The organism is Intestinibacillus sp. Marseille-P6563 (genome assembly GCF_900604335.1).
Taxonomy (GTDB): Bacteria; Bacillota; Clostridia; order Oscillospirales; family Butyricicoccaceae; genus Butyricicoccus_B.
Map to the genome: position 1 here is coordinate 1,115,066 of NZ_UWOD01000002.1, position 12,756 is coordinate 1,127,821.

Genomic DNA, 12,756 nt, shown 5'->3' on the forward strand with positions numbered 1-12,756 from the left:
CCTTTCGGCATTTCACTTTAGGCAATCCCCGTTTAGTACGGTATAAACAAGCGTTCCACGTTGTCGGTATGTGACGTTCGCCTTTTTCCACTTTCCCGTGGCTGAACCTGCTCCGAGTATCAGCAGCCGCATAGCCAAACAATGCGACTGTCAGGAACACTGACGAGTACAACCTCTCTACGTCAGGGGTACGCTCTTGGTCCCGATTTCAGGCTGTCATTCAAGCAGTCTAGCTTCCATCCTCATACGTGGATTTTCATTCCGTCACGCCGGCGCTTCTGAGGCTTCAGCGCCCCGTGTCCTCCGTCATGCTATGGTCGCCCTCCGGTTTCCCTTTTGGGGTAAGACGGGGAATGATAGGTTGCGGCACAATGCCGCTTGATACTTTTACCTACTACTTGCTCAAGGTAGGATTTATACCGCCCTTACGGGCGCACTAGGCTTTACGAAAAACCTTGTTTTTCCGCTGCCGCTGCCGCCGATCACCACGACGTTTTTATTTCTCGCGTATTTCGGCTGCTTCGGGCGGCTGTTCATGGTAAGCCGTTCGGTCTGCGTCAAAATGATGTTGTTCTGAAAATCCGGGTCGATATAGGGCTTTATATCTTCGGCGTTGCCCCAACGTGCGCTGCCGTATTCTGCGCCCTTGCGGTATTTCTTCGCGTTTTTCCCTTTGACATAGACAATCAGACGGATAACCACCGCACCGACAATGCCGATAAGCAAATCCAGCGGGTGAACGCTCGGCAAGGCATTTGAAAACGCTTCGGAAAATCCCTGTGTGATATTGAGTATCTTTTCGGAAATATCCGCGCCGGGGGCAAGCCGCACCGCCTGTCCCACCTTATCAAAGAGATAGACAAAGAACACATAGGGGATATTCGGGATTATCAGCTTTTTGTAGTTTATCTGCTTCATATCTCGCGCCCCCTGTCTATTTTCTTTACCTTGTCGCGGGCGGCGTTAAGCTGCTTCGCCTTGTCCTTTGCTGCGGCAAGGGCTTTGCGGATAGAGGGCTTTTTATCCCTAATCAGCTTCTTTGCGGAAAACTCTTGAAACGCTGCGGTCATAACGTCCGCGTCCCTGCCTTTGAAAAACACAAGGTAACGGGTCTGTTCGCCCTTAACCTTTTTCAAAGAAAAATCTATGTTGTACTTCTTCGCGGTACTCTCAAAGGCTTTGATATTGCTGTCGGTGATCTCGATGTTGGAAACACCCGCATTTTGCTTCATAAGCTGCCGCATGGTCTGTTTCCCATGCGGGGCTTTGCTTTTCTGCTCCAAAAACTTTTGGATTGCTTTCTGCAACGCCTGTTCGGTAAGCCTTGCCGCGCCTTTTCCCACGTTGACGGATAGGGCAATCGTTTTTTGGGTTACTTCCTCCTGCAAGGTATCAACTCCTTTCCCGGTAAACTGCGGCTATGCTCATTTGCTGCCGTAAAAGTCGTGATTGACAAGGGCGGTATAGTAGCTGTCAATGGTACTCGGCGCGTTGAACAGCACCGCTTTAAGATACTGCTTGATGTTGCGGATTTTGGTTGTGTTCTCCCTCATGCAGTCCAAAACAAACTCAACGTGGCTGCTGTTCAGCTTCATAAACTTTGATTTGACAAGTTCGGCGGGGTAGTCGTCCCCGGCGATACGGATTGTCTTTCGGGCTGTGCAGACGGTTTCCAGCATGATTTCTACAATCTCGTCCAAACGGTCTTTATCCATTTTGGGGTCTTGAATGAGAATGTCATAGTCGATGTTGTCTTTGATGATTTCCCGATAAATCTCTATTGCGCTGTTTGTTTTCGCTTCCGTTCTTTTCCTTTCCGGCGGCGTAGCCGCTTCGTCCTGCTCATAAGGCAGGGGATTTAGGGAATGGAAAGGAATGGAATGGGTACTTGATAGATCAGTAATTGATTGTTCTTTACTTGATATATCTTTATTTAATTGCGTTGGATTTTCCAACGTAGGTTTTTCCTGCGTAGGTTTTTCCAACGTTGGATTATCCAATGTTGGATTTTCCAATGTAGGTAAATCCGATGTAGGCGGCTGTTCACTGCTGGTAGCTGCTTCCGGCTCTTTGGGCTGCGGCTGCTCATATATGACATAATCCGCACCGCGCAAACGTCCTTTCTCGTCGCGTTCCCGGCTGCGGACGATATATCCGGCTTTTTCAAGTTCTTTGACCGCTTCGCGGATTGCGTCGATCTTCTCCCGGTTGATGTGAGATAAGCCCGCAAGGGTATAATCCCAATCTTCGGGTAAGGACAGCATTTGCGAAAGCAAGCCTTTTGCCTTTAAGGTGAGTTCCTTATTGCGCAAGTGGTGGTTGCTCATAACGGTATAGCCCGTATTTCTCTCAACTCGAAAAACTGCCATTTTTTTATCACTTCCTTTCTCGGTCTGCGTGGAATATTAGAAAGCCGTTTTCGGCGGTTTTGGTATTGCAGTATGCCTTTGCTGTTTTTACGTCTGAAAAGCCTTGTATTATAAGGGCTTTTTCGCGCCTAACGTTCCACGTTACCGCCTGTTTTCGGGCATAAAAAAACCGCAACTCTTTTCAAGCTGCGGCGACATATCCTACTCACTTAAAAACGCCATATCAAGGCTTGTCCAACCTTGCTACGGCGTTTTAGGTGTAATTATAGGGGGTGTTTAATTGTCTTTAATGTGCTGAAAGCCGCATGGTTACGGCATTTTCCTTGTTGTGCATATATTGACGGGGCAGTTGCACCTGGGGCGCCCATAGGGCCGGTCGGACCCGTTGCGCCTGGGGCACCTGTCGGGCCGGTGGGGCCGCCAGCAGGACCGGTCGGACCTGTGGGGCCCATGGCTCCTGTGGCGCCGGTTGCACCCGTAGCACCGGTCGGCCCCGTCGGGCCAGTCGGACCCGGACAACCATTGGCTCCCGGCACACCACGCGGTCCCATTGGACCGGTGGGGCCTGTTGGGCCAGGACATCCCCGTGGACCCATCGGACCGTTTCGCCCAATTGGACCCGGCCGACCGGTGGGTCCCGTAGGACCGGTTGGCCCCGTTGGTCCACAGATCGGGTTCGGATATGGGCAGCAGAAATCTGGCTGATACATATTCAAATGATCACCCTCCTATCATAAAATGGTTCAAACCATTCTATGCCCATACCCAACTTTTCGCGCATAAAAAAATCCCTTGCCTACCCGGCAAGGGATTTTTCTATCAATCCATTTTTTCGACGATTGCGTTCAGCACTTCGCTGGCAACATTACCCGCAACGCTGGAACCGCCGCCGCCATTTTCCACCAGAACAATAAATGCATAGGGATGATCGGGATCATCGATAAATCCGGCAAACCATGCATTGGGCGTCAAACCGCCGCCCACTTCCGCAGTACCCGATTTCGCACAGGTATTGTCCGGGAAACGGTCTGCACCATAGGTCTGTACGACATTATTGTGCATCATGCTGCGCAAAGTGCGTGCACTTTCTGCCGAAATCAGTTCCCCCGTCTTCTTGGTGCGGAAAATCCCGCCCGGTAAAATCGAGCCGGTATCGATCGATTCGATCAAACGCGGAACGGCTGCCTTGCCTTCACAGGCGATTGCACCCATATACGTCATCATCGAGCAGGGGTTGAGCGCGTCTTTGCCCTGGCCAACGCCCGACCAGGCAATCTGTGCATCGTCTTCCCCTTCAAACGAGAAAGTACCCTTTGCTGTTTGAATGCCATCGACCGACAAGCTGCTCGTCAGACCAGCTTTATCGACATATTCCTGCATGACTTCACCGCCCATTTCGGCGGCCAGCTGGCCAAATACACCATTGCACGAATTGGCAAACGCCGATTCAATATCCAAGGTGCCATGTGCCGAAGGACAGGTGATCTCGGTGCCTCCAACCGTCACACTGCCGTCACATTCCCACGTGCGTTCGTTCAGGTCGGGAATGTTTTCGAGCGCAGCATTCAAGGTAACGATCTTAAAAATTGAGCCCGGTACGATTGCAGCCGACAAAAAGCGGTTGACATATGCACCATCGTATTCTTCACTGTCCAGATTCTCGGGCGGATTGTCCGGGTCAAAGGACGGTGTCGATACCATGCACAAAATTTCGCCGGTTTCGTAATTATAGACACCCACGGTGCCCTTATGGCCATTCAGCGCCTTATATGCCGTCACATTAAACGCTGCATCGATGGTCAAATTCATCGTCCGCTGGTTGCCCACCGGCGAATAGCCGCCCGTAATCAGATTATAGCCCGAAAGCTGGTCGGCAAAGGCATGGAGCGCACCGGTACCGATGTTGCCTTGCCGGTCGCCCACGGCATGCAGGGTCGCTTTGCGGACGGTTTCATCCGGATAATAGACCCGCTCGCCATCCACAACATCAGAAAGCACATCGCCATCCCGGTCGGCAATGGCGCCCGAGATCAGACGGCCGCTTTTATCATATAAATGCCGGTTGGCCGGGAACGAAGCCCAATCCCCTCCCTGGGTCACAAAGCGGAAGCCAAACAGGCACAGGCCGGCAAACAGGGCAAACGCCAGAAACAGGCACAAAATCGCGCGCCGCTCAATCTTCCTCATAGCCCATCGCCTCCTCTCTGCGCAGTTCCTTTCGGCTGGGCAAACGGACCGCAAAACTTGCATTCTGCCGGGTATCGGTCGCCTTCAAAAAGGCGAGCAATCCCCAGGCCGATAGCATGGCCGAACCACCGTTTGACACAAACGGGAAGGTAACGCCGGTCAGCGGTAAAATATCCACGGCGCCAAACACATTCAGGCAGGTTTGGAACACCATCATCGATGCCGCCGCACAAGCGGCAATGGTATAGAAGCTGGACCGGCCGGCGCGGCAAGCGCGCACGGCAAAGACCGCCAGCGTAATGATACACAAAATGGACAGGCAAGCGATGACAAAGCCAAATTCTTCGCAAATCATACCAAAAACCAGGTCGGTATCGGCTGCAAAGACATTTTTCAGCCAGCCGTTGCCCGCGCCGACGCCAATGAGGCCGCCCGAAGCCGATGCCGACATGGTGCGCACTTGCTGGAAGCCCTTATCCGACGCATCCTGCCAGGCATGACCCCAGACCGCAAAACGGGCTGCCACGTGGGATTTCAGGCGCAGCAGCATCATGCCGCCGATGCCGCAGCCCGAGCAAATCAGGGCCAGAGTCGCCCAGTCGCCCGAGCGCATATACGCGATGACGATAAAAGTGACAAAGAAAATCAGTGCCGTACCAAAGTCGTTCATGAGCGCCAGACAGCCGCCGCACATGCCCGTCAGCACAATAAACAAGGTCAGGTTTCGCTTTTTGAACAGACGCTCGAGCGAAGCCGCGCCCGCAAAGACATAACAGATCTTCGCGATTTCGGACGGCTGAATCGAGAATCCGCCGAACTTAATCCAGTTTTTCGCACCAAAGTCGCCCGTACCGATCACGAGCGTGAGCGCCAGCAGGCCGATTGCACCGGCCGCCATGACCCAGCGGATGGTCTGCACCCGTTCCAGGTTGCGCAAAATCGTACAAAGCACCAAAAAGCCAAACAGGCCCACCAGCATGGTCAAAAAGATCTTGACCATGTCGTCCGGCGCCGCCGAAGCCGTGACCGCCAGACCGAGCGTACACAGGAAAAAGGCAATGAGTTCCATCTCAAAGCCCACCCGCCGCATGGCGCGCAGGGTCAGGCAATAGATCCACATGGTTGCCGTAGCGCCCAGGAAGGTCAGTGGAATGTTGACCGTCGCTTCGGCTCCCTTGCTGACAATCAGCTGCACTGCGGTCAGCACCTGGAACAGGGTCAACAGGATGAGCGGCCCCCACGGCGAAACCGGCCGGGTCTCCTCGGCACGGGCACGCCGTTCGGCGCGTTTTTCTTCGACCGGCACAGGCAGGAACACAGTCTCTACCCCGCCGAAGGCCAGCACATCGCCATCCTTGGCAATGGCATCGCCATCGACCTTGCGGCCATTGACCGTCGTGCCGCCGGTGGAATCCAAATCATACAGCGTCCATTCGCCGCGGTCGTTGCGGTTCATGGCCGCATGGGTCCGCGATACCGAAGGATAACTGAGCACGACATCGGCGTTTTTGGCGCGGCCGATGATATTTTCCCAGTGGGTCAGCGGGATGCGTTCGCCATTGGGCAGACTGAGATAGGCCCAGGTTTCCGGCAAATGCTTGACCGCAATCAGCGAGCGGATGAGCGTCAGCAGGATAAGAAGGGCCAAAATGGGCAGCACGAACCGGATCACAGTTGTATACCACGTGCCGAACATGGGAAAATCGGCAGCCAATCCGGTAATGGCATCCAAGGCTGCCTGAAGCGCGTTTGTAATGGTTTGCATAGTTTTTGCTTCCTTTTAGTCGTCAGGGAATAATTGATCGATAGTGCTGGCATCGACCGGCTGGTAGTCGATCCAAAGTACACTGTCCACCACACCTTCGGGCATGGTGCCGCCCAGCAGGCTCATCGCGGCCTGTACCGCACCCGCACCCTGGGCATCCGGGTCCTGGAATACGGTAAAATTCAGCCGTCCATCGCGGATGGCCGCCCGGCCTTCGGCCGTTGCGTCCACACCCACCACTGGGATATTGGAGATCGCATACCCAGCCTGGGCCAGGGCTTCGGCCGCGCCGATGCCCATGGCATCATTGGCGGCAAGCACTGCGTCGATCTCCGGTTTTTCTTCTAAAAATTTGGCAAAGTTCTTCTGTGCCGAAGCCCGGTCCCATTCGGCATTTTCTTCGAACAGGTACTTAGGGGTCAGTCCGGCATCGGCCAGCGCCTGTTTGGCAGCGTCGATGCGTGCGGCAGAAGCATTGGTCTTTTTGTCGCCAGCGATGATGGCAATTCGCGGGGAGTCATTTTGCTGCACCTGAAAATAGGCCGCCAAAAATTCGCCCTGCATCTTGCCGGCATCCGGCTCCCAGCAGCCAATGTAAATCACATTGTTGCGGCTTTCCAAAACGCTCATATCGGCGGGCTGCCGATTGACAAACACCACCGGCATGGTGCCGGCCTTTTCCAGCACCTCTGCGGCCGCGGTGTCCTCACAGAGCACCACGATTGCTGCCGCATACCCGGCTTCCTGCCATTCTTCAATCTGGGCGATTTGAGCGTCCTGGTCGTCGTCGACATTGACCACATCCAACCGGACATCGGAATCGGATGCTTCGCGCATGGCTGCGCTTTCCATGGCGGTCAGAAAATCGGTTCGCGTGGGCAAACATAACCCGATGCGGATTTGAGCGACCGTATCGGCCAGACCGGATGTGCGGCATCCGCCGAGCAGCCCGGCCAACAGCACAAAGGCGCATATGTAAGCAAGCCATTTTTTCATTTGCATATCTCCTTTGCCTGCTTGCGGGGCAAGCGAAAAAAATCAAAACCACTGGAAGGACACGTCAAGAGGTAATTTTTTTGATTCTGCTGTAAATTCTTTAGGGAAAACCGAATTTACCGCGTCCCCATCAAAAAACCAACGTTTATTTTTGTTTATTATAGCATATTCACATGCTTCTGCAAATCGGTTACAATAGAAAAAGATCGGGAATGTAAATTTTCTATTCCCAAAGACGCGGTCTGCGTTTGGCAGCCGCCACTTTTTTCGTTTTTTTACAAGATGAGATGGAGGAATTCAAAACCATGATCAAACAATGCGCTTGCATCGATACGTTATACACGGAACTGCCGTGGCTGGAACGTTTCCAGGCGGCCAAGGACGACGGCTTTGTCGCTGTGGAATTTTGGGATTGGCGCATCCGCGACCTGGATGCAACCCGTGAAGCGGCCGAAAAGGCTGGCATCCGCATCAGCGGCTTCAATGGCGACGCCGATTATTCGCTCGTCGATCCTTCCCAGAAGCAGCAGTACCTCGAAGCCCTGGAAGAATCGTGCAAGGCAGCCAAGAAGGTTGGCGCAGAGAGCGTGACCATCCACTCCAACGCTCTGGGCGATGGTGGTGTTGTTGTCAACCATTATACCGAACTTTCTCATACCGTCAAGCTGTGCGCAATGTTCGACACCCTGAAGGACTGCGCTAAGATGGCGGAAAAATACGAGATCGACATGAATCTGGAAGCCCTCAACGTGCTGACCGACCATGTCGGCAACTTCCTGGAAACCACTCAGATGGGCGCCGAAATGCTGCGCATCATCGGTTCGCCCCGCCTCAAGCTCCTGTATGACGCCTATCATATGGAACTGAACGAAGGCAAGGTCATGGACACCCTGTCCGCCTACATCGACGTCATCGGCCACATCCACATTGCGGATGCTCCGGGCCGTCACGAGCCGGGCACCGGTTACATGAACTACAAGGCCATTGCCAAGCACATCGATTCGCTCGGCTTCCAGGGCACCGTGGGCAGCGAACTGTTCCCGCTGGTGGACACCAAGACCGCGGTCAAGGCCATTATGGCGATCGCAGAAGACTAATTTGCCATTTTCTAACCATCCTCTCTTTCCCGGCGGTGCGCCTCTGCGCCGCCGGGAAATCTTTTTTGCGATAAAACAGGCCGCCGGAGCATTCCAGCGGCTTGTTTTTATTACTTTTTGCGTCCCAGACGCTCTTTGATCTCGCGCAGGGTCCCGTCAAATTTCGCTGAGCGCAAGGTCGGGTTGCCGCGCACCAGGCTTTTGCGAGTGCGCTTCATGTTGCGAATGGCGTCGTTCAGCTGATCTTCAGCGTCCTGAATGGCCAGATACATTTGCAGCCGTGCATTCTCGGCGGTTGCCGTCAAGCGCTCCCGCTTATCCTGTGCCGCATCGGCCAAACGGTCATACTGCTCCTGCGCAGCCGCCGAAATTTCGGCTTTCTTCTGCCAGGCGGCAGCCGCGAACTGATCGCGCATAGCCATAATATCCGCACGTTTTTGGTCCAATTCTTCGAGCAGCTTGGCAAAATCCAGCGCAGTCTTGACCGAAGCGACCACATCGGTCACAAAATACACCGACAGCACGATGGTCGTAAAGAGGAGCGGCAGCGTGGTAAACTGTTTCACCAGATATTCGACCGGCGGATGCAGGGCATAGACCAGCAGCACGCTCAGCGCGCCCCATGCCAGCGAGGACTGCAAACAGATGCGCCCCTGGAACTGGAACCGATGCTCGGAATAGTCCCAATACTTTACCTTAAAAATGGCTTCCATCGCCACGCCGACCACATATTCAAAGGCGGTCGCTGCCACCATACCGGCCAAAAAGATGCGCACCGGATGCCCTTCCAGCGGCAAGGATACATGCAGCATGATCCCGGCGCCAAAGCCATAAATGGGAAGCATCGGCCCGCGCAAGAAGCCGCGGTTGACCGGCCGTTTTTGCTGCACCGATACGACGCAGGACTCAAACACCCAGCCCAGAAAACAATAGATGTAAAAAATCATCAGCCACTGTGGGACCGAATATTCATACATTTGGTTCACATCCCTTCGGTCTGGTGGTCGGATGCGGCATGCACACCACCGATTTCACATGCCCTTATTGTATCACAGTCGCTGACAAATTTTAAGCTTAATTTGGATTTTTCGGCATCTTGTGTTTTGTCCCCCGACATGGTACACTGAAACCAGAAGAAACGGAAGGTGTTTTTCCATGACTGACTTTTTACATCCGCAACTGGATGACGCCGAACTCGGGCGCATTTCGGCTCTCGGGCTTGCCCACATCGGCGACGGTGTATATGAAATCATGACCCGCTCGTATCTGGTCTGCCAGGGCATGCAGACCGCCCGTGGCCTGCACGCCAAAACGGTTGCCCTGGTGCGCGCGTCGTCCCAATTTCGCGCGGCGCAGCTTATTTTGCCGCTGCTCAGCGAAGCCGAAGCCGATGTATTCCGCCACGGCCGCAACGCCAAGCCCAAAACCATCCCCAAGGCAGCATCGCATTCCGAATATGCCTATGCTACCGCGCTGGAAACCTTGTTCGGCTGGCTGTATCTGCGCCGGGAATACGATCGCCTGAACCAACTGTATACCGTCATCTCGCAGGATTTCCCTGAAATCCTGGCGAAAAAATAAGGAGGTATCTGCCATGATCACGACAACAACCACCACCATTGATGGAAAACGCATTGTGGAATACAAGGGCATTGTATTCGGCGAAGTGATTTCGGGCGTTAATTTTGTCCGCGATTTTGCTGCCGGTCTGACCAACTTCTTTGGCGGCCGGTCGAACTCGTATGAAGATGAACTCCAGCAGGCGCGCGAAGCGGCGCTGGCCGAGATGGAACAGCGGGCCATGGCCCGCGGCGCCAATGCCGTCATTGGAGTCGATATCGATTACGAAATTTTAGGCTCGGGGAATAACATGCTGATGGTCAGCGCCTCGGGTACTGCTGTGGTGTATGAAGAATGAAAAACGCCGGCTGTATGAACATTTGGTTCACACGGCCGGCGCTTTCCCGTTTTGTATGGGATCAGGGGGATCGGATCATGGAGGGACGTTATTCACCCTTCTGGCTTTGCGAAGACGGGCAGTCCTTCATGCTCTGGGAAGACGGAGTGTTCTTCTGGTTCTGCGCGCTGTTCTTCTGATTGTTCTTACGTTCGCGAGACATGGCATTCACCTTCCTTTCTTCAAAGGATACGGTGTTAGTATGTCCGCCGCGCCCCGGCTTATACAAAAAAATTTTAAAAAAAGGCCGCATCCAAATCGGATGCGGCTTTTTGTATTTAATTAAAGTAGACAACTTCTTCCTGGGGCGGCTCGGCCGGCTGGATATCGACCAAATCGAGCACCGGACCCGCGCCCTTATACTGCGGCAGTTCCTCCACATGGATGTGCGCGGTCAGGGTATACCAGCCCTTGTTTTCGATATTCGGGAAACGGTCGCCCGCGTTGCAGGCAAAGCCCAAAAACTGAATATCATCCGCACAGCAGACCATGCCATGGCGGCCAGGCACGATCCAGCCCTTGGGGAGCTGAGGCGTGACCAGCACATGCGCCTTAAAGCGCACGGTCTTGCCGTCGTATTTCTGCGGCTCGCTGCTCGCGTCCACATACCACAGGCCGAAGTCCTCATCCCTGATGTCGATTTCATCGGCGTCCAAGTCAAAGGGCATGACCATATTGTCGCGGTAATCTTCCGAATTGCCGTCCACATCATCCAGGAAGATGGTTGCCCGCGGATTCATCGCGCGGATGTTGCGCTGATGCAGGTAATCCTTATCCTTCTGGGTGCAGCGGTTAAAGACGATCAAATCAGCCGATGTGATGTGCTCAAACATCTTGGGCCCTAGATTGTTGGAATACAGTTCAAAGGTCGGCCCGCAGACCGAAGCGACGATCTGATACAGTTCCCAGCAGTTGGGCATCACTTCATCGACAAAGTGTCCCAAATCCCACATGCCGTTGAACTCGATCACAACCCGGTCGGGCTTTTCGGCCTCGTGCGCCTTTTTGAGCGCTGCGGTGGTCAGTTCGTCTTCATCTTCGACATCGACCAGGACAATGTTGTATTTCTCCAGAAATTCCTCATCGTATTCCTCGATGCCATCCTCACAGCGGATGAGCAGCGTCTTTTCATCGAGCGTAAAGTTTGGGTCTGCAATGACTTCCTTAATAAAGGTGGTCTTGCCGCTTTCCAGCAAGCCAATGAAGATATAAGCAGGCGGTTTCATGCGCTTGCCCCCTTAAATCCCAAAGATCTCGACCAGACGGCTCTCGTCCAGTTCGGCGCCGATGACGCACAGGCGGCCGGTGTAGTCGGCAGCGCCGTGACGGATTTCAGGCATGCCGGGCACATAGTCAAAATGCAGCCAGCCGCCATCCGCACTGGGCACGATGCCCTTGGCGCGCAGCACGGTACCGAGCGAAATGTCGCCCAGTTCGGTCAGGCAGCCCTTGAGCTCGTCCTCGGTGAACTTCTTGGGCGTTTCCACACCCCAGCTCTGAAATACTTCGTCGGCATGGTGGTCATGGCCGCAGGAGCAGCCGTCGTGGTGATGGTGATGATGGTGATGATGGTGCTCATGGTCATGATCGTGGCAGCCGCAGGTGCATTCCGGGCCATGGTCATGGTGATGTTCGTGCTCATGGTCGTGCGGATGCTCATGATGGTGCTCGTGCGGATGCTCATGGTCATGCGGGTGTTCGTGATGATGCTCATGCTCGTGTTCATGGTGATGCTCGTGCTTGATCTGTTCGAGCAGTTCCTCGGCCAGCGAATGGCTGGCTTCCATGACATCCAGCATCTGTCCGCCGGTCAGTTCGTCCCACGGCGTGGTGACGATGCGCGCATCCTTGTTGTGCTCACGCAGCAGATGGACGCACTGGTCCAGCTTATCCGGCTTTGCATTCTGGGTACGGCTGAGCAAAATCGCGCCCGCGTGTTCGATTTGGTTCAAGAAGAATTCGCCGAAGTTCTTGGCGTACATCTTACACTTCATCACGTCTACGACCGTGACAAAGCTGTTTAAAACCACCGGTTCGTGCTCGGCAACGCCCTGCACGGCACGAATCACGTCGGACAGCTTGCCCACGCCCGACGGCTCGATGATGATGCGGTCGGGATGATAGGTTTCAATAACTTCCTCGAGCGCCTTGCCGAAGTCGCCCACCAGCGAGCAGCAGATGCAGCCCGAGTTCATCTCGGTGATCTGAATGCCGGCTTCCTTTAAAAAGCCGCCGTCGATGCCGATTTCACCGAATTCGTTCTCGATCAGCACGACTTTCTGGCCCTTCAGGGCTTCGCCCAGCAGCTTCTTGATGAGCGTGGTCTTGCCGGCGCCCAAAAAGCCCGAAATAATGTCAATTTTCGTCATATGATTTACTTCCTCT

The 12,756-nt window shown here is 54.2% G+C and carries 11 protein-coding genes and 1 pseudogene; 3 read left to right on the forward strand and 9 right to left on the reverse strand.

The features are described 5' to 3' along the window. Positions 1–435: 435 nt before the first annotated feature. From EFB11_RS13750 to EFB11_RS13780, 6 genes and pseudogenes are all read right to left on the reverse strand, one after another. A pseudogene (locus EFB11_RS13750) lies at positions 436–918 on the reverse strand (recombinase); the annotation flags it as partial. Continuing rightward, positions 915–1,388 (reverse strand): PcfB family protein, encoded by a 474-nt coding sequence (locus tag EFB11_RS13755; RefSeq protein WP_021427512.1) that lies wholly within the window; start codon positions 1,386–1,388, stop codon positions 915–917. The gene EFB11_RS13755 and the pseudogene EFB11_RS13750, both read right to left, overlap by 4 nt. A gap of 36 nt (positions 1,389–1,424) precedes the next feature. Next, the gene (locus EFB11_RS13760; RefSeq protein ID WP_021393628.1) at positions 1,425–2,369 is read right to left on the reverse strand and encodes a DUF6017 domain-containing protein; all 945 of its coding nucleotides are present in this window, start codon (positions 2,367–2,369) and stop codon (positions 1,425–1,427) included. An 819-nt stretch (positions 2,370–3,188) separates the two neighbouring features. Then, the gene (locus EFB11_RS13770; RefSeq protein ID WP_122790711.1) at positions 3,189–4,556 is read right to left on the reverse strand and encodes a penicillin-binding transpeptidase domain-containing protein; all 1,368 of its coding nucleotides are present in this window, start codon (positions 4,554–4,556) and stop codon (positions 3,189–3,191) included. Continuing rightward, positions 4,543–6,321: an FtsW/RodA/SpoVE family cell cycle protein gene (locus EFB11_RS13775; protein ID WP_122790712.1), complete on the reverse strand. Its 1,779-nt coding sequence runs from the start codon at positions 6,319–6,321 to the stop codon at positions 4,543–4,545. Before EFB11_RS13775 ends, EFB11_RS13770 begins: the two co-directional genes overlap by 14 nt. A 15-nt stretch (positions 6,322–6,336) precedes the next feature. Beyond that, positions 6,337–7,317: a substrate-binding domain-containing protein gene (locus tag EFB11_RS13780; protein ID WP_164706779.1), complete on the reverse strand. Its 981-nt coding sequence runs from the start codon at positions 7,315–7,317 to the stop codon at positions 6,337–6,339. A 305-nt stretch (positions 7,318–7,622) separates the two neighbouring features. Between EFB11_RS13780 and EFB11_RS13785 the strand changes: the two genes are divergently transcribed. Further along, positions 7,623–8,414, forward strand: coding sequence for a TIM barrel protein (locus tag EFB11_RS13785; RefSeq protein ID WP_122791323.1), 792 nt, complete (start codon positions 7,623–7,625; stop codon positions 8,412–8,414). Between the two features lie 110 nt (positions 8,415–8,524). Here the strand turns inward: EFB11_RS13785 and EFB11_RS13790 are convergent, their stop codons facing one another. Then, the gene (locus tag EFB11_RS13790) at positions 8,525–9,391 is read right to left on the reverse strand and encodes a putative ABC transporter permease (RefSeq protein WP_122790714.1); all 867 of its coding nucleotides are present in this window, start codon (positions 9,389–9,391) and stop codon (positions 8,525–8,527) included. Positions 9,392–9,569: 178 nt separating this feature from the next. Between EFB11_RS13790 and EFB11_RS13795 the strand changes: the two genes are divergently transcribed. Together EFB11_RS13795 and EFB11_RS13800 are read left to right on the forward strand one after the other, a co-directional pair. Continuing rightward, positions 9,570–9,995 carry a Mini-ribonuclease 3 gene (locus tag EFB11_RS13795; RefSeq protein WP_122790715.1) on the forward strand — a complete coding sequence of 142 codons (426 nt, stop codon included), beginning with the start codon at positions 9,570–9,572 and terminating at the stop codon, positions 9,993–9,995. Positions 9,996–10,008: 13 nt separating this feature from the next. After that, positions 10,009–10,332 (forward strand): putative heavy metal-binding protein, encoded by a 324-nt coding sequence (locus EFB11_RS13800; protein ID WP_122790716.1) that lies wholly within the window; start codon positions 10,009–10,011, stop codon positions 10,330–10,332. Positions 10,333–10,649: 317 nt separating this feature from the next. Here EFB11_RS13800 and EFB11_RS13810 read toward each other — a convergent pair whose 3' ends face one another. Then, positions 10,650–11,597 carry a TIGR03943 family putative permease subunit gene (locus EFB11_RS13810; protein ID WP_122790718.1) on the reverse strand — a complete coding sequence of 316 codons (948 nt, stop codon included), beginning with the start codon at positions 11,595–11,597 and terminating at the stop codon, positions 10,650–10,652. Positions 11,598–11,609: 12 nt separating this feature from the next. Next, on the reverse strand, positions 11,610–12,740 hold the full coding sequence (locus EFB11_RS13815) for a CobW family GTP-binding protein (protein ID WP_122790719.1): 1,131 nt from the start codon (positions 12,738–12,740) through the stop codon (positions 11,610–11,612). Positions 12,741–12,756 lie beyond the last annotated feature (16 nt).

Bases quoted from the DNA above. Each gene is read 5' to 3' on its own strand.
- EFB11_RS13780 (WP_164706779.1), bottom strand. From the start codon at position 7,317: ATGAAAAAATGGCTTGCTTACATATGCGCCTTTGTGCTGTTGGCCGGG.
- EFB11_RS13785 (WP_122791323.1), top strand. From the start codon at position 7,623: ATGATCAAACAATGCGCTTGCATCGATACGTTATACACGGAACTGCCG.
- EFB11_RS13790 (WP_122790714.1), bottom strand. From the start codon at position 9,391: ATGTATGAATATTCGGTCCCACAGTGGCTGATGATTTTTTACATCTAT.
- EFB11_RS13810 (WP_122790718.1), bottom strand. From the start codon at position 11,597: ATGAAACCGCCTGCTTATATCTTCATTGGCTTGCTGGAAAGCGGCAAG.
- EFB11_RS13775 (WP_122790712.1), bottom strand. From the start codon at position 6,321: ATGCAAACCATTACAAACGCGCTTCAGGCAGCCTTGGATGCCATTACC.
- EFB11_RS13770 (WP_122790711.1), bottom strand. From the start codon at position 4,556: ATGAGGAAGATTGAGCGGCGCGCGATTTTGTGCCTGTTTCTGGCGTTT.
- EFB11_RS13800 (WP_122790716.1), top strand. From the start codon at position 10,009: ATGATCACGACAACAACCACCACCATTGATGGAAAACGCATTGTGGAA.
- EFB11_RS13795 (WP_122790715.1), top strand. From the start codon at position 9,570: ATGACTGACTTTTTACATCCGCAACTGGATGACGCCGAACTCGGGCGC.
- EFB11_RS13760 (WP_021393628.1), bottom strand. From the start codon at position 2,369: ATGGCAGTTTTTCGAGTTGAGAGAAATACGGGCTATACCGTTATGAGC.
- EFB11_RS13815 (WP_122790719.1), bottom strand. From the start codon at position 12,740: ATGACGAAAATTGACATTATTTCGGGCTTTTTGGGCGCCGGCAAGACC.